Source organism: Solwaraspora sp. WMMB762 (assembly GCF_049179115.1).
In the GTDB taxonomy this organism is placed as follows: domain Bacteria; phylum Actinomycetota; class Actinomycetes; order Mycobacteriales; family Micromonosporaceae; genus Micromonospora_E.
Genome location: NZ_JBMHMD010000001.1, coordinates 4,277,239 through 4,299,153, shown reverse-complemented (window position 1 = coordinate 4,299,153; position 21,915 = coordinate 4,277,239). Strand labels below are relative to the sequence as shown.

The 21,915-nt window shown below is 68.6% G+C and carries 17 protein-coding genes; 11 read left to right on the top strand and 6 right to left on the bottom strand.

What is annotated here, in order from left to right; genetic code table 11:
- Positions 1 to 29: 29 nt before the first annotated feature.
- The 4 genes from ACN27J_RS19120 to ACN27J_RS19105 all read right to left on the bottom strand — a co-directional run bounded on the left by ACN27J_RS19120 (position 30) and on the right by ACN27J_RS19105 (position 4,142).
- Entirely contained in the window at positions 30 to 287 is a 258-nt protein-coding gene (locus ACN27J_RS19120; RefSeq protein ID WP_278172265.1) for an acyl carrier protein, read from the bottom strand.
- Between the two features lie 96 nt (positions 288 to 383).
- On the bottom strand, positions 384 to 1,784 hold the full coding sequence (locus ACN27J_RS19115) for an alanine racemase (protein ID WP_421368110.1): 1,401 nt from the start codon (positions 1,782 to 1,784) through the stop codon (positions 384 to 386).
- Entirely contained in the window at positions 1,777 to 3,171 is a 1,395-nt protein-coding gene (locus ACN27J_RS19110) for an ATP-grasp domain-containing protein (protein ID WP_421368108.1), read from the bottom strand. Before ACN27J_RS19110 ends, ACN27J_RS19115 begins: the two co-directional genes overlap by 8 nt.
- 2 nt (positions 3,172 to 3,173) lie before the next feature.
- Positions 3,174 to 4,142: a 3-oxoacyl-[acyl-carrier-protein] synthase III C-terminal domain-containing protein gene (locus ACN27J_RS19105; RefSeq protein WP_421368105.1), complete on the bottom strand. Its 969-nt coding sequence runs from the start codon at positions 4,140 to 4,142 to the stop codon at positions 3,174 to 3,176.
- Between the two features lie 332 nt (positions 4,143 to 4,474).
- Between ACN27J_RS19105 and ACN27J_RS19100 the strand changes: the two genes are divergently transcribed.
- The 4 genes from ACN27J_RS19100 to ACN27J_RS19085 are packed head-to-tail and all read left to right on the top strand — an operon-like array spanning position 4,475 to position 9,759.
- The gene (locus ACN27J_RS19100; protein WP_421368102.1) at positions 4,475 to 6,247 is read left to right on the top strand and encodes a condensation domain-containing protein; all 1,773 of its coding nucleotides are present in this window, start codon (positions 4,475 to 4,477) and stop codon (positions 6,245 to 6,247) included.
- Positions 6,244 to 8,004: a condensation domain-containing protein gene (locus tag ACN27J_RS19095; protein WP_421368099.1), complete on the top strand. Its 1,761-nt coding sequence runs from the start codon at positions 6,244 to 6,246 to the stop codon at positions 8,002 to 8,004. Before ACN27J_RS19100 ends, ACN27J_RS19095 begins: the two co-directional genes overlap by 4 nt.
- 2 nt (positions 8,005 to 8,006) lie before the next feature.
- Positions 8,007 to 9,014 (top strand): ATP-binding cassette domain-containing protein, encoded by a 1,008-nt coding sequence (locus ACN27J_RS19090; protein ID WP_421372337.1) that lies wholly within the window; start codon positions 8,007 to 8,009, stop codon positions 9,012 to 9,014.
- Complete coding sequence (locus tag ACN27J_RS19085) at positions 8,998 to 9,759, top strand: ABC transporter permease (protein WP_421368096.1); 762 nt, start codon at positions 8,998 to 9,000, stop codon at positions 9,757 to 9,759. Before ACN27J_RS19090 ends, ACN27J_RS19085 begins: the two co-directional genes overlap by 17 nt.
- 123 nt (positions 9,760 to 9,882) lie before the next feature.
- Here ACN27J_RS19085 and ACN27J_RS19080 read toward each other — a convergent pair whose 3' ends face one another.
- Positions 9,883 to 12,420 (bottom strand): FtsX-like permease family protein, encoded by a 2,538-nt coding sequence (locus ACN27J_RS19080; protein WP_421368093.1) that lies wholly within the window; start codon positions 12,418 to 12,420, stop codon positions 9,883 to 9,885.
- The gene (locus ACN27J_RS19075; RefSeq protein WP_421372335.1) at positions 12,417 to 13,157 is read right to left on the bottom strand and encodes an ABC transporter ATP-binding protein; all 741 of its coding nucleotides are present in this window, start codon (positions 13,155 to 13,157) and stop codon (positions 12,417 to 12,419) included. Before ACN27J_RS19075 ends, ACN27J_RS19080 begins: the two co-directional genes overlap by 4 nt.
- Positions 13,158 to 13,737: 580 nt before the next feature.
- Between ACN27J_RS19075 and ACN27J_RS19070 the strand changes: the two genes are divergently transcribed.
- From ACN27J_RS19070 to ACN27J_RS19040, 7 genes are all read left to right on the top strand, one after another.
- Positions 13,738 to 14,403 carry a response regulator gene (locus ACN27J_RS19070; RefSeq protein ID WP_421372332.1) on the top strand — a complete coding sequence of 222 codons (666 nt, stop codon included), beginning with the start codon at positions 13,738 to 13,740 and terminating at the stop codon, positions 14,401 to 14,403.
- A gap of 710 nt (positions 14,404 to 15,113) precedes the next feature.
- Positions 15,114 to 16,277, top strand: a complete 1,164-nt coding sequence (locus ACN27J_RS19065; protein ID WP_421368091.1) for an amidohydrolase family protein — start codon at positions 15,114 to 15,116, stop codon at positions 16,275 to 16,277.
- A gap of 261 nt (positions 16,278 to 16,538) precedes the next feature.
- Positions 16,539 to 17,972, top strand: coding sequence for a phosphatase PAP2 family protein (locus ACN27J_RS19060; RefSeq protein WP_421368089.1), 1,434 nt, complete (start codon positions 16,539 to 16,541; stop codon positions 17,970 to 17,972).
- Between the two features lie 354 nt (positions 17,973 to 18,326).
- Positions 18,327 to 18,530 carry a hypothetical protein gene (locus ACN27J_RS19055; protein WP_421368086.1) on the top strand — a complete coding sequence of 68 codons (204 nt, stop codon included), beginning with the start codon at positions 18,327 to 18,329 and terminating at the stop codon, positions 18,528 to 18,530.
- 86 nt (positions 18,531 to 18,616) lie between these two features.
- Positions 18,617 to 20,401: a glycosyltransferase gene (locus ACN27J_RS19050; protein WP_421368084.1), complete on the top strand. Its 1,785-nt coding sequence runs from the start codon at positions 18,617 to 18,619 to the stop codon at positions 20,399 to 20,401.
- Positions 20,398 to 21,045, top strand: coding sequence for a DUF998 domain-containing protein (locus tag ACN27J_RS19045; protein ID WP_421368081.1), 648 nt, complete (start codon positions 20,398 to 20,400; stop codon positions 21,043 to 21,045). The genes ACN27J_RS19050 and ACN27J_RS19045 overlap by 4 nt, the downstream gene beginning before the upstream one ends.
- Positions 21,036 to 21,902 (top strand): DedA family protein, encoded by an 867-nt coding sequence (locus ACN27J_RS19040; RefSeq protein WP_421368079.1) that lies wholly within the window; start codon positions 21,036 to 21,038, stop codon positions 21,900 to 21,902. Before ACN27J_RS19045 ends, ACN27J_RS19040 begins: the two co-directional genes overlap by 10 nt.
- Positions 21,903 to 21,915 lie beyond the last annotated feature (13 nt).

Below are 21,915 nucleotides of genomic sequence, written 5' to 3'. Positions count from 1 at the left end.
GTCTCCATGGTGGGCGGTGGGCGTGGCGGTCAGGAACTCACCTTGCGGGCACGCTCCAGGAAGTCGGTCAGCGTGCCCACCGTGCGGAAGTCGTCCATGTTCAGGTTTTCCGGGTCCACCTCGATGCCGATGTTGTCCTCCAGCGCCATGAGTAGTTCGAGGATGGCGGTGGAGTCGAGGTGCATGTCCTCGAAGAGCCGGGTGCCTTCGGACAGCGGGCCGGAGTCACGCATCAGCACCTCGGTCAGCGCGGCCTGGATGCTCTCGACGATCTCGTTACGTTCCATGGGTTCTTCCTCTCGGGATACCCGGTCCGCAGACCGGGTGACACGGCGTGGACTGCTTGAGCCGGCGGCGGTCACATCGACGGCTACGGGACGGGATCAGGTGGCCGCCGGTCCGGCGGACACCGGGATGGACGGCGGCTCCGGCACCGTCGGCACGGCAGCAGCCGACGGTCGGTCCGGCAGCGCCGGAGTGCCCGGGACCGGCGCGGCGGGAACGACGAGATTCTGCGGCCGGAGCAGGTCCTCCACGGTGTCCGCCCGGCGGACCAGGTGCGCTACGCCGTCGAGCACGAGCACCTCCGACGGATGGCCGTGACTGAGAAAGTGCACCGGCGAGGCGCTGGGTCCGTACGCGCCGGAGCGTTCGACGCCGATCAGGTCGCCCGGGCGGACCTCGGGCAGCGGCACCTTCTTGCCGACGACGTCGTTGGGTGTGCAGAGCGGTCCGGTGACCGTGTAGTCCCGCGCGGGCGGGTCGGTGGGTCGGCTCAGCGACCGGATGGGAAAGTTCCGTTTGACGAAGCTGCCGATACCGACCGCCGCCATGTGGTGATTGGTGCCGCCGTCGGCGACGACGAACCACTCGCCTCGCGACGCTTTCACGTAGCGCGCGCGGATCACGTAGGTCCCCGCCCCGCCGACCAGGTAGCGGCCCAGCTCGGTGATGATCCGGGTGCGGGGGTGCTCATCGTGAAACCGCGCCACGGCGGAATTGACGCCGTCGGCCACCGCCTCGATGTCGAGGGGGGACTCGTTGTCGAAGTAGGGGACGCCGAAGCCGCCGCCGACGTCGACGACGTCCAGCCGCAGGTCCAGCGCGGTGGCGAGGTCCGCCGCGGCGGTGAGTACGCTGCGGGTGTTGTGCGCGATGTCAGCGGCGTCGAGGATGCGCGTGCCCATGTAGGCATGCAGGCCGATCACCCGTACGTGGCGCAGCGCCCGCAGGGCCGGGCCGGCCTCGGCGACCAGTTCCTGATCGATGCCGAACTGCCGCGGTTTGCCCCCCATGGCCAGCCGCGATCCCTTGGTGACGAACGCCGGGTTGACCCGCAGCATGACCCGTACCGCCTCGCCTGCGGCGCGGGGCAGCGCACCCGCCATCGCGTCGACGGCGTGGACCTCCTCGATCGATTCGCACACGATCGCGCCGATGCCCTGCTCGATACAGGCGGCCAGCTCCGCCGCCGACTTGCCTGGGCCGAGGAAGATGATTTCCCGCGCCGGCACCCCGGCCCGGCGAGCCGTCACCAGTTCGGCCAGGGACGAGACCTCGGCGCCAGCGCCCAGGGAATGCAGCAACGAACAGATGCTGATGTTGGGGTTGGCCTTGAGCGAGTAGTAGATCTCGACCGACGTGTCGAGCAGACCGCGAAGCTGCCGGTACGTCTCGCGGATGACCTCACCGTCGTAGAGGTACAGCGGGGTGCCGTACCGGTCGGCCAGTTCGGCGACGGGCACGCCCTGGACGGTGTGGCCTTCGATGGCCGGCTCAGTCATGGCTCTCCTCCGGAACGGACAGGGTGGCGACGGCGGCCCGCACCGCGCGGTCGAGGTGGCTGAGCCGGTCGCGGTCTGCGGCCACCAGCAGGGCGTACAGTCGGCCGTCGAACGGATCCGCCGGGCTGCCGGCGCCGACGGGCAGCAGCGCGTTGGCGTTGGCGGTGGCGAAGCAGGTGACCAGCACCTGCTCAGTGTTCCGGGCGGCGCTCACCGTGGTCAGTGCCTGACGTACGGCGTCGAACTCCAGGGACGCGGCGAGCCGCAGAGGGTAATGCCGGGCTAGCGCGACCGCCCCGGGTGGCTGGCACAACTCGGTGACCCCGCCCTGGTAAGTGGACATGTTCAGCCGTGCGTTGATCTCCAGCACCGGGTAGACCGTCTCGTCGGCGCCAACGATGGCGTCCACACCCACCACGCCGTGGTAACCATCGGCGTGCAGCCGGGACGCGACCTCACTGGCGGCGTACTCGATCTGCCGGTACTGATCGGCGCTCAACTCGGCCGGCATCAGGTGGCCCTGGTGTACACCCTGCGCGGTGAGCGCCTGCTTGACGAAGTCGAGCCCGGCCCGCCCGTCCCGCGCGATGGTGACCTGGTAGTTGAGGTCGCACCGCTTGGGCAACCACTCCTCGACGACCACGTGGATCCGGTCGTCGCCGGTGCGGGCGGCCCGACGGTCCACCATGCGCAACAACTGCGCCGCCCGCCCGGGGTTCTCCAGCACCAGCAGTCCCTTGCCGGAGACGCCGTAGGCATCCTTGACGACCAGCGGCTCCCCCGACTCCAACCGGAGCCGGTATTGGGCCAGCACGTCGGCCAGTTCCTGCCGGGTTTCGCAGCATGCTCCGGGCACCGGCCGCAGGCCGGCTGCCTCGGCCAGTCGTCGACCGTAGATCTTGCTGTTTACCTGCTCTACCACTGTGGAGTCCGGTGTGGCGAGGCGGAGACCGCAGCGGCGGGCCAGCTCTTCCTCGTCCGCGGTGGTTCCCATGGGAAGGACACGGGCGCCGGCCGCACCGAGCCGGCGCAGCCGATCGAGCAGGACCGGCGAGTCGAGCGCGTTCGCGGTGGTGGAGCGCTCGGGTCGGCTGTTCTCGGGCACCAGCACGTCTGGCAACGCCAGGCCCTGTTGCGTCAGGTAGTCCCGGTAGTCGGGGTCGAGTGGACGGCTGAGCACGATCGCATCGCCCGTCCCGGCGAGCAGCACGCCCAACTCCTCCATCGCGGCGACCAGCGGACGGGTGGCACCCGCCGGCGGCGCCGGCAGCCCCACGTGGCCTCGGGCCCACTGCGCCTCGGCCTCGAAATTGCACAACAGCACCAGCGGCGTGTCCGCCGAGCCGGTCAGGGCCCGCTTCAGCGTGCGTAGGTATCGGGTGGACATGCTCAACTCCCTGCGCATTCGACGACCATGGCGGAGTAGGTGGCGCCCAGGCCGACGGCGGTCACCAGGTAGCGGCCTCCCTCGATCAGTGCGCCACGTTCGGCGAGCGTCGCGAGGTTGAGGAAAGGGTCCGAACAGGAGCAGTGCGAATATTCGCCGACGTTGTCGAGGAAGACACGGTCCCGATCCAACCCGAGCGTGGCGCAGATGGTGACCCAGGAGGAGACGTTGACGTTGTGGGGGATGACCATGGTGATGTCGTCCAGTTCCAGCGCGGCGGCGTCCAGCGCCTCCCGGATCACCTCTGCCAGGTAGGTGTGGTAGGTGCTGCCGAAGCGGTGCAGTGCCTCCCCGGCGAGTTGGTACCCGTCGAAGAACTCACCCACGGTGCGTGAGGCGTACGACAGCACCCGGGTGCCCGCACCGCCAAGGCCGATCAGGCAGGCGGAGGATGCCTCGCCGATGATCGAGGTGTTCCAGAGCACCTGGATCGCCCTGGTGAACGGCTGTTCGCCGGTGAGCACCAGCGCGAGCGCGTCCGGCTCACCGTCGGCGCGTAGCAGCTCGCCGGCGACCTCGACGGCGAGCAAGCCGCTGGCGCAGGCGTGCTGGGTCACCGCGAACGCCTCGGCGTTGGTGAGGCCGAGGCGTTCACGCAGCCCGTCCGCCGCGATCAGACTGGTCGGGGTGAGGTCCTGCGCGGTGTGCGCGAAGATCAGGTAGCGGATGCGGTCGCGTTCGTCGACGCTAGCCAGCAGGGCCTCGGCGGGCGGACGGACCAGGTCGAAGAGCCCGAGGTCGGGGTCGATGCGCAATCGGTCCAGCCCGCGGATTCGGCGAAACAGCCGGGTCTGGTAGCGGTTGAGCCCCAGCCCTGTCGCGATCTCCTCCACCGTGACCGAGCGCTCCGGCGCGTATGCCTCCATCCGACGCAGTACGACATCGGACCGGATCGGTGCCAGCGAGGTCATAGAGCATCTCTCCGATCTTTCTGATCGTCAGACGTCACTACGTTAAAAGCCGATCATGGCGCTAGCAATGGGGTAATCCCCAGGATCCCGAGGGCTGAGAAAAGCAAAGAAGAAAAGATTGAAGCGTTCGATAGTCATTCATGACAGACAATACGAGAGCTTGCCGGCAATTCGTCGCCAAACCCTCGGTAATCCATACCGAACGGGACGTACGGGCCGGGTTGACTCCCGGGGGCGGCTAACAATGGGGTTTTCCCGACTACCGACAACGGTGCCGTGCGGGCGAGGGTGGGGCGGCAGTGACGTGGACCCGCCGACGCACGGGAGGCACGATGTCCAGTCCCACGCTGGCCGACCGGATGGAGATCGCGTATGCCGGCCTCCGAGCCGGTGAAGGGCCTCTCACCTGCGGTCAGAGAAACACCTGGCAGTGGATGCGGGCAGACGTGTCCAACCCGATGGCCACGCTTCAGTGGAAGCTGCCACTACCATCCGGCACCCTCGCAGTGGACGTGGTGGATGCCTTCGCCATCCTCCTCGCCCGGCACGAGTCGCTGCGTACGACATTCCACGAAATCGATGGGGAGATGCGTCAACGCGTCCTGCTCAGCGGGGTGCTCGCGGCCGAAATCTACCAGGTCAATACCTCTGTCGACCCGAATGTGGCATCTCAGGGGATGATTGATCGGCTCCGCGAGAAGCCCTTCGACTTGGCCAACGAACTGCCCGTACGTTTGGCGATGGCACTGTCTGGAGATAAGGTGGTTTCGGTTGTTGCGATCTATTCCCACATGGCAGTCGATTATGGAAGTATGGCCATTCTGGGCCGGGAGTTCGCCGAGCTGATCGGCACCGCCGGCAACCGCTCGGTCGGGGCAGCCCGACACCAGCCGCTCGACCAGGCGGCTGAGGAGGCCTCGCCGCGCGGGCGGCGCCGGGCCGACGCGGCCCTGCGGTACTGGACCGGGCACCTGCGCCAGGCGCCCCAGTGTCTGATGGCGTTGCCGCCGACCGGCGGCAGGGAGGACGGCCCAGCCAGCGCAGCCCTGCGCTCTCCCTCTGCCGCTGCCGCCCTCGACCGGATCGCCGCGCGGACCCAGGCCGGACCCGTGGCCGCCGTGCTGGCCGCGTTCTCGGCCGTGGTCTCGGTGCGAGTCGACCAGTCCCGCTGTGTGTTTGCCTCGCTGTCGAGCAACCGGTTCACCGCCCGTCTGCGCGACTACGTCGGCACGCTGGCCCAGGACGGCCTCGTGGTGGTGGACGTGGCCGGACCGAACTTCGACGACCTGGTCCGGCGGACCGGTGCGGCCATGCTGCGAGCCAACCGCAACAGCATTTTCGACGTGGCCGATCTGGTGACACAGGCCGTCAAGATCAACAAGGAACAGGGCATGGACTTCAGCCGGGACTGCGTCTTCAACAACATCAGCGCCCACCTGCCCCCGGGTGCCGGCGAGGCGGCCAATGTCCAGTTGCCGGCGTTGGATCCCCCCGACCTGCGCTGGTCGCCCATGTCCGGGGCCGGCGAAAGCAGCCTCACCTGGACGCCGACGCCGCCCTTTCCCAACCGCCTCGTGCTCCAACTGATCAGCGTCCAGCCGGCCGTCGTGCTCGGTCTCAGCACGGGCGACGCCCGACACGTACCCCGGTCCGAAATCGCCGGACTGCTGCGGGGGATGGAACGTGTCCTCGTCGCCGCCGGTGCCGGGCAGGTGTGTCTGGCGGACGTACCCGAACTCAGTGGGCTGACCCCGGTGCCCCGCGACAGCGACTGGGTCCGGGTGGGAGTCAGTTGGGTGCAGCTCAGCGGAGTCCAGGCACTGCTACGCGAGGCACTGGAAACCCCGGCCTACGCGAGCGCCGAACCGGACGGTGACGGGCACCTGCTCACCGCCCACCTCGTCGCCGCCAACGGGGTTCGGACCCCGCGCCAGGCGCATGCGGCGTGCATGGCTCGCCTCGGCGGCCGGTACGCCGTGGTCGCCCCGCACCGCTACGTCCTGCACGACTCGGCTCCGGCCGACCTCACCGACCTGGCGGCCTGGCGTACCCGGCCGGTGCTGGCCAGCGGTGACGGCCGCGCATCCACGGAGGTTGACCAATGACCGCCCCGAGCGAGACCGTCCGGACCGTCCGCCTGCGGGTCGACGGCAACCGCGAGGCTCAGGGCCCGCTGACCCTGGGCCAGGCCAACACGTTGCAATGGATCTCCGCCCTCTCCGACGACCATTTCCTCAGCCTGGTTCAGTGGATCTTCACCGTGCCGGCGGGGACCTCACTGGAGCGTGCCTGCGCCGCCCTTACCGCGCTGGTTCGTCGGTACGAGTCGCTGCGAACTACGTACCACGACGGGCCGGACGGTCCGATGCAGCGTGTGGCGGGCACCGTCGAACTGTCAATCGAGGTACACCAGCGGCCGGCCCAACCCGACAGGACGGCGCTGTCCCGGGAGTTGATCGGTCGGCTGCGCGAGCGCCCGTTCGACCTGTCCAGGGATCTTCCACTGCGGTTCGCCGTGGCGGTCGAGGGGGATCTGGTGCACGCGGCGGTCGCGGTCTATTCGCACATGGCCGCCGACTACGTGAGCTTGACAGTGCTGGGCGAGCGCTTCACCGGGCTGCTCGCCGGGTCCGCGACCGACGAGGACGAGCCACCCCACCAGCCGCTGGACCGGGCCGCGCGGGAACGGTCGCCGCAGGGCCTGCGGCAGGCCGACGCGGCGCTGCGGTACTGGTCGAGCATCCTGCGGCGCCGCCCCCGCTGCGTGCTGCCCCTGCGCGCCGCAGGTGCCGAGTCGTCGGCGCAGGACGGCGGCGCGACGACGCTCGCACCGCGCAGCGCGGACCTCTACTCGCCACGGGCGGCCGCCGCGCTGGACCGGATCACGGCACGTACCGGTGCAAGCCGGGCCATGGCGGTGATCGCCGCGCTCGCCGCAGTGCTCGCCACCCGGTGCGGCCAGCGGCACGTGGTGCTCTATTCCCCCGCCGCCAACCGGCTCGGCATGCGGCCCCGCGACTATGTCGGCACCGTGGCGCAGGACGGTCTGATCAGCGTTGAGGTCGACCAGCCGGACTACGACGCGCTGGTGCGGCACACCGGAACCGCGCTGTTGCGAGCCAACCGGAACAGCGTCTTCGACGCCGACGCGCTGCAGCGGGAGCATGACCGCATCGCACACGAGCGGGGCATGCCGATGATTCGTGACGGCGTCTTCAACAACATCTCCGGCAACGCCCCGCCGGACCTGCCGAAGGTATCCACAGCAGAGACCTTCATCGACTGGTGGACACCGACCGGTTTCACCAATCTGCTCCTGTTTCACCTGGTACGGACCGAGCAGGCGCTGATCCTGGAACTCATCACCGGTGACAACCGACACCTCCCCGACGCGGAAATGGAGGCGCTGCTGCTCGGCACCGAGCGGGTACTCGCCACGGCGGCCACCGGCAACGTCCCACTGGACGACGTCGGCGACATCGCGGGCATCGAACCGTTCGCCCGCGACGGCGACTGGCACTTCGTCGACCACAGTTGGATCCAGCTCAGCGAGGTCAACCGGGTGCTGCGGGCGGCGCTAACCGGACCTGCCCGGGCCTTCGTGGTCGGCGGGGACGAGCCCGACGGCACGACGATCATCGCCCACCTGGCGGCTGCGGACGGGATCACCGACCCCGCGCAGGCACACCTGGCCTGCCTGCGACGGCTCGCCGACTCATACACGGCGATCACTCCACACCGCTACGTCCTGCACCCGGGCGCCCCCGCCGATCCGGCCAATCCGCAGGCGTGGCGCGAGCTGCCAGTGCTGGCCGAGGGCAACGGCCGGTCCGCGGCGGCGGGAAGCGAGGCAGGGACATGACCATCATCGAGGCGAACGGGCTTACCCGTACGTTCCGGGCCGGCCGGCAGAGCGTCGCGGCGGTCCGAGGGGTCGACCTGCGGGTCGAGCCCGGCGAGATCGTCGGATTCCTCGGGCCCAACGGTGCCGGCAAGACCACCACCCTGCGGATGCTCACCACGCTGCTGCGCCCAACCAGCGGCACGGCCCGCATCGTCGGCGCGGATCTGGCCACAGCCCCTCGCGAAGTACGCCGCCGGATCGGGTACGTGGCCCAGTACGGCGGTACCGACCCCAACGCCCTGGTGGAGGAGGAACTGTTCCTACAGGCGCGCCTCTACCGGATCGCCGCCGCCCCGGCGCGACGCCGGGTGGCCGCCCTGCTCGAACAGTTGGACCTCGGCGGGCTGGGTGCCCGGTCGGTCGGCTCGCTGTCCGGCGGACAACGTCGCCGCCTGGACATCGCGCTGGGCCTGGTCCACGATCCGCAGCTCGTCTTCCTCGACGAACCCACCGCCGGCCTTGACCCGCACAGCCGCAACAACCTGTGGGAGCACACCCGCCGGCTACGCGACGACAACGGCACCACCGTCTTCCTGACCACCCACTACCTCGACGAGGCCGACGCGCTCTGCGACCGGATCCTCGTGATCGACCACGGGCGGATCGTCGCCGAGGACACCCCCGCGAACCTCAAGCGTCAGTTGGCCGCGGACATGCTGACCGTGGAGGTGACCGGTGATCCGGACGCCGGCCAGCGGCTCCTGGCCGGGTTGCCGGGCGTCCGACAGGCAGCGGTGACGAGCGCGGGCGATATCCAGATCATCCTGGCCGACGGCGAGCACGGGATCACCGACGTGATCACCACCCTGTCCGGCGCTGGCTTCAACGTCCGTGCCCTGCAACTGGCACGTCCCAGCCTGGACGACGTTTTCCTCAGCCTGACCGGCCGGGAACTGCGCGACGACCCGCAGGGCCGGCCTTCACCCATCCCGACCGCCGAGGGGGCGGATCATGTCCCTGCTCGTTGACATCATCCTGGTGTTCCAGCGCCACCTGCGCATCTCCCTGCGCAACCCGCTGTGGATCGCCATCGGGCTCTCCCAGCCGATAGCCTTTCTGGTGCTCTACGGCCCGTTGATGACCAGCACCCTGTCGATCACCGGCGTCGCGCCGGAACGCGCCTGGCAGACGTACGTGCCGGGGGTGCTCGTGCAGCTCTGCCTTTTCGGCTCCGCCTTCGTCGGGTTCGGTGTGATCGCCGAATGGCGCGGTGGGGTGATCGAGCGATTGCGGGTCACTCCGGTGAGCCGGGCGGCGTTGCTGCTCGGCCGGGTGCTGCGGGACGTCGCGCTGCTGGTGGTCCAGGCGGTGCTGCTGATCGTGGTGGCGCTGCCGCTGGGTCTGCGCGCGTCAGTACCGGGGGTACTGGCGGCTCTCGGCGTGGTCACACTGCTGTCGCTGGGCCTGGCCTGCTTGTCCTGCGCTCTCGCGCTGACCGTGAAGAGCGAGGACACGCTGGGGCCTACGCTCAACACCGGCCTGATGCCGCTGCTGCTGCTGTCCGGGGTGCTGCTGCCGATGTCGTTCGCCCCCCGCTGGCTGGACCTGGTCTCCCGGCTCACCCCGTTCCGGTACATCGTGGACGGGATGCGCAGCGCGTTTCAGGGCGAGGTGTTCAGCCTGACCGTACTCTCGACGGTCCTGGTCGCCCTGGCGATCAGCGTCCTGTCGGTGCTGCTCGGCGTACGGACCTATCTGCGGCTGGGTGCCTGATCCGGTCCTGAAAGTCGGCGGTTCCAGATCCCAGACCCCTACTGATCTCGCGCGCCCGGAGGGACTCGAACCCCTAACCTTTCGATCCGTAGGGTCGCCCGGTCCAGGCGCAGGACCTGCGCATCAGCGGTCCCGGCCCGCCAGCTCGAGCACGGGTACCCGGGATACCCGGAACGCGGGCCACGCCGCGGCTGCGACGCCGGCTGCGACCGCGACGACGAGCGTTGCCGCGAGGCGGGACCACGGTACGACGACGGACGGGATCTCCGCGCCACCGGCGACGTCGATCAGCGCCCAGCCGAAGCCGACAGCGACGGCGATACCGATCGATGCTGCCACGAACGACAGGAGCGCCACCTCGAGCCGCACGATCCGACGCAACTCGCGGCGAGTCGCGCCGACCGCTCGCAGCAGCCCGAGCTCCCCGGAGCGTTCATGGATCGCGAGCGCCGTGGTGTTGGCGACCCCGAGCAGCGCGATGAAGCCCGCGAGGAGGAGCATCCCGTCGATGAAGTTCCGGAACGCGGCGATTCCGCTCCCGCTGCTGGCGACGTGTTCCGCCCGAGTTTCGAAGAACGACCCGGGCGTGGCTCGGACCAGCGCCCGCACGTCCTCGTCGGCGTCTGCGACCGCTCCGTCGGCGAGGTCGACGAACAACCGAGCGTCGAGCAGGCGACCGACCAGGGTGTCGAGTGTCCGACGGTCGACGAAGTACAGAGGGGCCTCGAAACCGCCGGTGCTCCTCGCGACCACGGCGACGATCGGCGCCTCGAGTGTCGAGCGTTCGAACTCGATCACTAGGGTGCCGCCGAGCAGCGTCGGGTCGTCGCCGACCACGGCCACGCCTCCCTCGCTCAGGTCGGCGAGGTCGCCGGCGATCGGGTCGAGGTCGAACGTGGTGGGCAGTGCCGTCGGGTCGATGCCGCCGATCGCCTCGGCTTTGCCTGCCACGATTCCTTCGGTGACGGACAGCGCAGCGACTGCGTCGACGTCGGGCAGCGCTGCGATCCGGCCGGCCAGGGTGGGGTCGATCGTCGGGAAGTCGGCCGTCGCCGACGTGACCACCACGTCCGCCTGCAGTCCGTCCCGAACGTCTGTCCCGACCGCGCTCGTCAGCGAGCTCGCGAAGACCGCGAACATCGTCACCATCGCGGTGCCGAGCATGAGCGCGAGCGCCGTCGACGCCGATCGACGAGGGCTCGCGGCCAGGTTGCCCGCTGCGATCGAGCCACCCACACCGGCGACGCGGCGGGCCACCCGAGCGCCCCCACGCGCTGCGGCGGTCACGATCGCCGGGCCGCACAGCACGAGCGCCGGGACGATGAACGCGACGAGCATGACCCACGTGGGGCTCGAGCGCACCACAGCGACAACTCCTCCAGCGATCGCCGCCGCGGCGAGCAGGAGCCCGCTCGCGGTTCGCGCCGGGCTCACGAGCCGGGGTTCCGCCGCGCTCTCGCGCAGCGCCTCGATCGGCGGCGTCGCCGCCGCGCGGCGAGCCGGGATCCATGCCGAAAGGATCGTCGCGCCGATACCGACGGTCGCGGCGACCGCGATCGAGGCGGTGTTCACGATCGACGGCCCGGTGAGCAACGTGACCCCGGAGAGTCCGACGAGCCAGCGCAGCGCACCCACTCCCGCGACACCGCACACGAGGCCGGCGAGCGTGGCGATCGTCCCGACGAGCGCCGCCTCGATCACCACTGCGCCGAGCAGTTGGCGTCGTTGCGCACCGATCGCCCGCAGCAGCCCCGACTCCCGCCTGCGGCGGGCAACGGTGAGCGCGAACGTGTTGAAGATGATCGTCACACCGATCAACACCGCGACCACGGCGAAGGCCAGAAGGAACACGGTCAGGAACTGCAGCGGTGACGTCGCGGCGTCCTGCATCGTCCGGATGTGGTCGGGCCCGTCGATGACCTCGGCATCAGTCAGCGCTGACAATCGGTCGAGCACCTCGGCGCGGTCAGCGCCCTCCGCGACGTTGACGAGCACCTCCGTCGGCGCCGCGGCGTCGAGCCAGGTGGACACCGCTGCGTCGGGCAACAGCACCGTTCGCTGCAGCGGCGCCGCGTCCGCCGACGCGAACGTCGCGACACCGGTGATCGTCGCGTCGTGTATACCCGTCGTGGTCAGGATCTGTACGACGTCGCCCGGAGCCAGGTCTGCGTCACCGGCGAGGGACCGATCGATCACGATATCGCCGACCTCGATCGGTGGTCGCCCGCTCGTGAGCCGGAAGGGATTGAGCGTCGGGTCGGCGACCCAGTTGCGACCGATGTCGCTCGCCGTGCCGGTTCCGACTGACGATCCGTCGACGACCAGCTTCGCGAATCCGACCCATTGCGAGGCGGCCCCGTCGACGCCATCGACCGTAGCCACGTGTTCGGTGATGTCGGGATCCAGCGATCGCCGAACCGGCCTTTCGGGATCTCCCGGCCCTCCGCCGGGCTCGCCGAGGACGACGCCCTGCACCACGGCGTCCGTCCCGGCCAACGCTTCGGCGATGTCCTCGGCCGCTCGGCCACGCATCGAGTCGGACAGCACCAGCGTCGCGACGAGGAACGCCACCGACAGCGTGATCGCCGTGCCGGTCAGCAGGAACCGACCTCGACTCGCGAACACGCTTCGAGCCGCACTCCGCATCATCATCTGGCTCATCGCGCCAGACCCTTCATCACGTCGATCACCGAATCGGCCGACGGGTGATCCATCACGTCGTGCACTCGGCCGTCGACGACGAACACGACGTGGTCCGCCCAGGCAGCGGCGTTGGGATCGTGTGTGACCATCACGATCGACTGCTGATGCAGGTCTACTGCTGATCGCAGGAATCCGAGGATCTCCTGGCCGGACCGGGTGTCGAGATTGCCGGTGGGCTCGTCGGCGAAAATCACCTGAGGCTGGGCGACCAGCGCTCGGGCGACGGCGACTCGTTGTTGCTGCCCACCCGAGAGCTCCGTCGGCCGATGACGCATGCGATCACCGAGGCGCAGCAGCGACACGACCTGATCGAGCACCGCGGCACTCGGCCGGCGCCCGGACAACGTCATCGGCAGGCAGATGTTCTCCTCGGCCGTGAGCGTAGCCACGAGATTGAACGCCTGGAACACGAACCCGATCCGTTCTCGGCGAAGCCTGGTCAACTCGCGATCGTGAAGGGTCGACAAATCGGTGTTGCCGACGAATGCGCGGCCCGACGTCAGTTGATCCAGCCCGGCGGCGCAGTGCATCATCGTCGACTTTCCCGAACCCGACGGGCCCATCACAGCCGTGAACTTCCCGGTGGGGAACGCGATGGTGACGTCGTCGAGCGCGACGACGGCCGACCGGCCGGAGCCGTACCGCTTGACGGCACCGACGAGCGTGGCCGCAGCGTCATCAACACTGGCTGACAGCGCGCTCGCGGACTGCCGGTCGACGACCGTGGAATCTGAACGTGAGGACACGAGATCTCCGATGAGTGATTGGTCAGGGTTCACACGGTGCTCCGTGGAACCGGATACGGCGAGCGATCTGGGTTGGTAGCCGGCGCGTGCTGTCCCTGTTCACAGTGCCGGCGAGACGCCCTGCTCCATTCATACCGAGCGAACCTGAGGCGACCGTTAATGCGCAGCTCAGGCCGGTGGCCGAACCAGGTGCCCAGCGCATTCATCAGCGTGGTGGCGTCGGGTGACTGCCCGGTGGGGGCAAGGCCCAGGCGACAGAGCACCAGGTCCTGCTGGTGGTGGAGGTAAAGATTGCTCCGGTCACACAGACGTGTGGGAGTACGACGTCGAGCAGGCGAACCGTACGTCACTGGCTTTAACAGTCGTCTCAGGTTCGCTCGGTATGAAGTGGACATCGCCGGGCGACGCGGGTCTCGGCCTCGGCGGCATGGCCGAAGGCGCTGCTCTCCGGCGGCACGGTCAGCCCCGGCCCCGGCCCCGCACCGGACGGCGGCTGGATCGTGCACGCGACCCGGAAAGGCAGCCATTCATGATCACTGTGCTCGTGGTGGAGGACCAGCCGCTCCAGCGCTTCGGGTTCCGCATGCTGCTGGAGAGCACTCCCGACACCGAGGTCGTCGGCGAGGCCGAGAACGGCGCCGACGCCGTTCGGCGGGCCACTGAGCTGCATCCCGACGTGGTGTTGATGGACATCCGCATGCCGGGCGTCGACGGGATCGAGGCCACCCGGCGCATCGTCGCCGCCGGTGGACGTTCGCGGATCCTGATGCTCACGACATTCGACGTGGACCGGTACGCGTTCGCCGCGCTGCGGGCCGGGGCGAGCGGTTTCCTGCTCAAGGACACCCGCCCGGAGGAGCTGCTCGCCGGCATCCGGGCCGTCGCCGCCGGGGACGCGGTGATCGCGCCGGCGCTGACGCGGCGGCTGCTCGACGCGTTCGCCGACCGGCTCGACGATGACCTCTGCGGGCCCACGTGGGAAGATCCCCGGCTGGACTCGCTGACCGACCGGGAGCGCGAGATCCTCGTCGCCATCGGCCACGGCCTCACCAACGGCGAGATCGCGCAACGGTTCACGCTGTCGGAGTCGACGGTGAAGACCCACGTCGGGCGGGTCCTCGCCAAGATCGGCGCACGGGACCGGATCCAGGCCGTCACCCTCGCCTACGACCTGAGACTCGCCCGGCCGAATTAGCGCTTCATCTCGCGCGTCCGTCGAGGGCGCGGCCGTAGTTCCCAGCCACACCGCACCGCACCGCTCCGGGCGGGTCCGCTCTGCCGGGTCAAAGGAGGCGGCGTCAAGCGCGAATCATCGAGGCTATTGGACGTACGCGCGATGAAGGTGAAGTAGTACCGCGGTACCGCCTCCCTCCCGAGATTGACGACCGTGGTACGACGAGACACGACGGAATAGGTCCTAGAGTTCAAGCTACGAAGAGACCTGACAGTCCACGGGGAATTCGCAACGGGCGCCATGGCGCTGGTGACGGCGTTCGCTGCTGTCGTCGCCTGTGAGCGAAACCACCCCCGAATCTGGCGATACGACCAAAACCATATGGCGCACAAACTACGTTATAGGGCGTCCTCTGAGGGGCGCTTGAAGCACAACAGGATCAGGCTCGGTTCGGCCCAGATACTCCCAGAGGAGTACGCCTGCCTGTCGCTGGCGGATGGCGATCCGTGCGTTTTCGTTCACAGCTGAAGGCATCTCTCAACTAAAGGGACATGTCCTGAAGCACTCGCCACCACCTGACCTCTGGTCAGCAACGGGCCGGCCATGTCGCGCCACGCCCGCGCAACGTCAAACTCCGCGCGGAGCTGTCCTGACCTTTGAGGGTGAACTCCTCGGCCTGTTCCACGAACTCACCGACCCGCGCTACCTAAAACAGCAAAGGAGCACATGGCATGAGACCGATCGAAGAAGGCGGAGCGAAACCGTTGATGGGGCGTCGCAGCTTTATCACTCGCGCGGCTGCAATCGGCGCTGGCGTTGGATTATCCGGGACGGCACTCGCATCATGCACCGACGACAAGGAGGACTCGGAAACCTCGCTCAGCGAGAAAGACATCGCGCTTCGTGACCAAGATCTGAAGTTCATCGGCACGGAGGAAACCTTTTCGACTCCCATGTTGTTGCAGCTGAACTCCATCAATAAGGATCACATAGCGTTCCTTGAGGAAATTGGTCTTTCGGATCTGGGCGAGCGCCGGATCGGCGATATGGACGAGGGGGGACTCGATATTCAAATCCTCTCTGCCCATACGCCGTCCGTACAAAACGTCCCTGGGCAAAGGGGCATCGACCTTGCCTATCGTCTTAACCGGCAACTTGTGGACGGGCCAATCGCCAGTTATCCTGGCCGCTTCCAGGCTTTCGCCACCTTGCCCCTGCAGAGCCCGGAGGCGGCGGCGGACGAACTGGAACGCTCGGTTAAGCAAGACGGCTTCTTGGGTGCACTGACCAACGGACACATCGCGAAGAAGTATCTCGATCATCCCGATTTCGAGCCTGTGCTGGCACGTGCCGAAGCCCTCGACGTGCCGATCTACCTGCATCCCGGCTACCCAGCTGACGAGATCTTCCAGATCTACTACAGCACCACACGGTCCAAATACACGGAAGAGTACCAAGACTACATTTTCAGTGGGTCTGGATATGGCTGGCACCAGGAGGTGCTAACCCAATGCATCCGCATGATCGCGTACGGGGTTTTCGACAGATTCCCCAAACTGAAAGTCATCATCGGCCACATGGGCGAAGGTCTTCCCTTCTACTACGAGCGGATTATCGGAGACATGGGCGAGCCGACCGAAGACTCACTCGAGAAGCCCTTCGGGCAGTACTTTCAGGACAACTTCTGGTTCACAACCAGCGCATTCTTCCAAGACAATCTGCTCCATCTCTTGCTGAAATACATCAGCGTAGATCGGGTGATGTTTGCAACCGACTATCCCTTCGCAGGTATCAAAGAAGGGACCGACTGGTTCCGGGCAGTCGATCTTCCGCGTGAGGACAAGGAGAAGATCGCGTTCCGAAATGCCGAGAATCTGTTCGGTATCAAGGTCTGACGCATCGGGGCTTGATTGAGGTATCCCGCTTGTTCAACTGCGGTGACTTTGGTCGCTCCGTTATAGCTGATCCGGAATCGGTCCGGGTTTGCCGGCACTTCAGAGTTGCGGGTGCAGGTCGTTGCTGACATCGCCGGCGGGTTCAGTCCGTGCGGTTCTTGACACCTCCGCCGCCCGCACGTCCGTTAATCGTGGTCTCAGATTCGCTCGGTACGAAGTCGGCATCGAAGAGCGATGTAGCTCGTACCTGGGAGGCTGTTGATGGCAGTCGACGCGGCGCCGTCCGGGGAAGTGCCGCCCGGTCGGTCGGCCGGCCGGTGGGTGCCGCTGCTGGTGGTCGTCGCGGTCGGGCTCGGGTTCGGGCTGCTGGTGCTCCTCGTCCGGCTGCACCTCGAACCGGTGATGAGCGTCGACCGCGGTGTCGTCCGGGAGCTCAACGAGGTCGTGTCGCCCCGGTCGTATCTGGTGAACGCGCTCAACGGGATAACCCGGCTGGGCGGGCAGCCGGTCATGCTCTGGCTGGTCGGCGTCGCCGCGGTGCTACTGCTGGTGCGCCGGCGGTTTCACCTCACGGTCTACCTGCTGGCCACCGCCGCCGGTACGCTGCTGCTCGTCCCGTCGGTGAAGTCGCTGGTCGGCCGGCTGCGCCCAGTGGTGGAGGCGCCGGTGGCGGTCGCGCTCGGCAACAGCTTCCCGAGCGGGCACGCGCTCGGCTCGATGGTCGTCTACGGTGCCGTGCTGCTGGTGTTCCTGCCCGCAGTGCGCTACCGCAGGTTGTTCATCTCGGCGGTCGGGCTGATCGTGTTCGCCATCGGCGTCACCCGGATCGCGCTCGGCGTGCACTACCTGACCGATGTGCTGGCCGGCTGGCTGCTCGGCGTGCTGTGGCTGATTGCCACGGCGTACGCGTTCCGGGTGTGGCGGCGGGAGGCGGGACACCCGGTGGTGCCGCTCGACGAGGGCCTGGAGCCCACGGCCGCCGAGGCGATCAAGCCGGCGCCTGATTCCAGCCGCCCGATCCCGCACTGGTGGGTCAAGGCGACAGAGATCCTGACCGGCTGGGTGTTCACGTTCGGCATCCTGTACGTCGTCGGCTACCTGCTGAAGAACTACACCGAGAGCACCTGGCTGGGGCGTTTCGACGACGGCGTGGTCCGGTGGCTGCAGGCGTTCCGTACGCCCGCCCTGGACGACGTGAGCTGGGTGTGGAGCAAGGCCGGCGACACCCACGCCATTCTGGCCGTCTCGCTGGTCTTCTGCCCCATCGCGCTGGCCGTGTGGCGGCAGTGGCGACCAATGGTGTTCGTGGCGCTTACCATGGCCGGCGAGCTGACCTTGTTCCTGTGCACCGCGGCCGCTGTCCAGCGGGACCGCCCGCCGGCGGCGCAGCTCGACGACCCGATGCCCACGTCGTCGTTCCCGGCCGGGCACATCGCCGCCACGATGTGCATCTGGGTGGCGATCGCGGTTCTGGTCATGGGCCGGGTGCGCAGCCGGTGGCGCTGGCTCGCCGTGGTGCTCGCGGTGGTCATGCCGGCCGGCGTCGCGCTGTCCCGGATGTACCGTGGCATGCACCACCCGACCGACCTGCTCGGCGCCGCGATCCTGACCGCGCTCTGGGCCGGCCTGCTGTGGTGGGCGCTGCGGCCCAACGTGCGTGGGACGTCGTCCGCTGGCCGCTCAGCCTGGTGCTGATCGTGTTCGCGGTCGGCCTGCTGTTCGAGTAGGCGCCGCGCCGCATCCGGTCGGCGCTGTCCTGGTTGCTGTTCGGGGCGACGCTGGCCACCGCGCTGCGGTGGCTGGCGCTGGCCGGGTACGTCCGGGTCAACGACTGCTTCGGCGCCACGTACAGCCCGCTCACCGCGATCTCCGCCACCGGCGGTTCCCTGGTGTCCGACGCTTGCCCCGGTGTGAGCCGTTTGACCAGGCTGCCGCCGCGGTCCCTCAGCCAGCAGATGCAGTTTGCTGACCAGTCCTCCCGCGAGCGACCCAGCGCTTGGGCAGCCCGCGACTCGGCCGGGCTCAACCCTCTCTACGAGCCCCCGCAGCATGCCCGTACCGATTCAAGATCTGATCCCACTTCGCGCTGCGGTGACCCGGTCGGCGGACCTGCTGCGCGAGGGTCGTGGGCTCCTGCTCGACCTCGTCGATCCGGGTGGAGGTCGCGACGCCGTAGCCGCGTGTGCCGGGCAGGACCTCGACGTCACCGGGCTGGTGCGTGCGCTGGGCACCTGGTTCGGTCACCCGGTCTGAGCAGCGCATTAACGGTCGCCTCAGGTTCGCTCGGTACTTGTAGGTCTCAGAGAAAGCGGATGTGACCAGTATGTAGGGGGCTAGTGATGGTGGCTGTGACACAGGCCGTGCTCGATCACCCCTACCTGCTGCTCGGTTTCTTCGTGCTGATTGAAGGGCCGGCCGCGACGATCACTGCGGGCACCCTGGTCGGCGCCGGCGCTGCGGCGTTCTGGCCGATCTGGGTGATCGTCGCGCTGGCCGAGGTGGTGGGCGACAGCCTGCTCTACCTCGTCGGCCGGTCGGCCCGGCGGCCCTGGGTGGCGTCCCTGTTGAGCAGGCTCAAGGCGACGGCGCTGTTCGACCGGCTGGCCGGGATGTCACTCCCTCGGCTGGTGATCACCGCCAAGCTCGTTGACGTCTTCGCCCTCCCGGCGTTCGTGTCGGCGGGGCTCGTCGGGCTTCCGTACCGGAGATTCGCCGCCTGGGTGGGTGCCATCGCCGCCGTACGCGGCCTAGTGCTGATCGGTCTCGGTGCTCTGCTCGGTAGCCAGCTGTCCAACCTGCTCGCACTGCCCGGCGGGATCTTCCTGCTCACTGCGGCCGTCGCCGTGCCGGTCGCTGTCTTCCACCTCGTCATGAAGCGCTACCACCTACGGAAGGTAGCGCCACCCCCTACGAAAGGTAGTGGTCCCATGCGCATCCTCATCGGTGCCGACACCTACGCGCCGCACGTCAACGGGGCGGCCTACTTCGCCCAGCGTCTGGCCGTGGCACTGACCGCCCAGCACGAGGTGCACGTAGCCGCGCCGTCGACGGACACCCGCAGCCATGCCGGCATGTCCAACGACGGCGTCGTCGAGCACCGCGTGCGTTCCTTGCCGGTGCCGGGCCACTCACCTTTCCGGTTCTGCCCGCCACTGGGGCTGCGCGCGGCAGCCCGCCGGGTCCTGGACGAGGTCCAGCCCGACGTGGTGCACGTGCAGAGCCACTTCCCGCTGTGCCGGGCGCTGGTCGACGCGGCGCACGAGCGCGGCCTGTTCGTCATCGCCACCAACCACTTCATGCCCGAGAACCTGATCCACTATCTGCCCATCGGCAACGCCGGCCGCACGAGGGCGCACGAGTGGGCATGGCGCGACGCCGCCCGGGTGTTCGCCAAGGCAGAAATCGTCACGGCACCGACCCCGTACGCCGCGGCGCTCGCCGAGTTCTCCGGTGTCTCCGGGCCGGTCCTGCCCATTTCGTGCGGCATCGACCTCACCCGCTTCCGCGAGCAGGCGCCCGCGGCCGAGTTCCGTTGGGCCTACAGTCTCGCGCACAAGCCCACCATCACGTACGTGGGCCGACTCGACGCCGAGAAGAACCTCGACGTCGTGATGCGGGCGTTCGCGCTGGTGCGGGGCTCCCTCGACGTCCAGTTGCTCCTGGTCGGCACCGGGTCCGAGGACCGGACGCTGCGGTCGCTCGCCGGGGAACTGGGCGTCGCCGAGCACGTCACGTTCACCGGTTTCGTTCCTGACGAGGACCTTCCCTCCGCCTACGCGGCGTCGGCGGTGTTCGTCAACGCGGGCACCGCTGAGCTGCAGAGCCTGGTCACGCTCGAGGCGATGGCAAGTGGAAGGCCTGTGATCGGTGCCGATGCCGCAGCCCTGCCCCACCTCGTACGGGACGAGGAGACCGGCTACCTGTTCCCGCCCGGCGACGTTGTCGCGCTCGCCGAGCGACTGCTGAGGGTCCTCTGCGATCCGAAGCACGCGGAAGAGCTGGGGCGCCGGGCCCGTGCCGTGGCCGAGCAGCACGACCAGACCCGCACGGTGTCCGCGTTCGAGCAGCTCTACCAGCTCCGTTCGGCCCATGAGGCGCCCGCGCCCGTCGAGGTCGCCGCATGACAGCGACGATCGTCCGGGCGGGCACCTCCCGCTGGTATCGCAACGTCCAGCTCAGCCTGGGCGTGGGCACGGCGGCCGGGACGGGCCTGCTGGTGGTCGGCGATGTCGACCCGGTGGACGAGATGGTGAGCGAGTCGATCCGGACCGTGCCAGGCGCTGTTCTGCTGGCCTTGGCGGCGTGTGGGCTCGCGGCAGCCGGCGCCTGGCTCCTGGCCGGCGCCCGGCGCGTGCTGCCACCGGCCTGGCCCCTCACCGTGCTGCTGTCGGTGTGGTGCGTGTCCCTGGTCGCGGTGGTGGTGTTCCCCACGAACCTGCCGGGGACCGAACCGGGCGTCACCGCCGGGGTGCATCGCATCGGTGCGGCGCTGATGGCGGCGCTGCCGCCGCTCTTCGCCCTGCTCATCGCCAAGCGGGCCGGGCACGGGGCCGACCTGGCCCGGGTCCGCTGGCTACGCGCGGCCGGGTGGTCCGCGCTCGCCGCGTGCGTCGCGTTCGCGGCGGTGAACGGGCCGGCGGTGCTGCTCGGCCAAGGCTATCTTCCGTTCGCGGGCCTGGCCGAACGGGTTCTGCTGGCGCTCGTGTTCGTCGTAGTCGGGCTCTGCGCCTGGGTGCTCGAAGGCGAGGAGCGGCCCCGATGGACCTGATGGCCATGATCGAGAACGCGATGGCCTCTCCGGTCATCTATCTGGCGATCCTCGCACTGGCGATCCTCGACGCGTTCCTGCCGTTCCTGCCGTCGGAGTCGGTCGTCATCGCGGCGGCGGTCTTCGCCGTGTCGGGCATCCCGTCGCTTCCACTGATCATCGTGTTCGCCGCGCTGGGCGCCTTTGTCGGTGATCACATCGGCTACCTCATCGGGCGCTTGTTGCGCGAGCGCCGTCCGGGCGGCCGCCTGATCCGCGCCGCCGACAGGATCGCCCCGCACCTGCACCGCCGGGGCGGCGCCCTGATCATCGCGGGCAGGTTCGTCCCCGGCGGTCGCACCGCGATCGTGACCGCCAGCGGTGCCACCGGCTACCCGCTTGCTCGCTTCACCCTGTTCACCGCCATCGCCGCCGTCACCTGGGCCGGCTATTCCGGCCTGATCGGCTACCTCGGCGGCGCCGCCTTCGAATCCAACCCGACGCTGGGCCTGGCGGTCGGCCTCGGTCTCGCCCTGTCCATCACCGCGCTCGGCGAACTGTTCCGCTACGTGTGGCGCTGCCGGCATCCAGTGCGCGCTGGTGGCCATGCTGACGCTGTTCCCAGCGGTGCTCGTGGTGCTTGGCAGGCGGAGTTTGCCGGCCATCCTGCGGTTCAGCACGGCCGTGGAGGAGAGGCCAGGGCTGTGCCGACGGCATGGCGCCGCCATCAGCCGCCGCCGGCGGGTGGCGACGCTCAGCTCGCTCGGAATCCTCGGAGTGCTCGCCATCGGGCTGGCCGGCAACACCGGCGCACTGCGGGAACAGGACCAATTCCTGCGTCGGCGGGCCGAATGTGGAGAATCTCGACACCGAGGTGACCCCAGCCGCGAC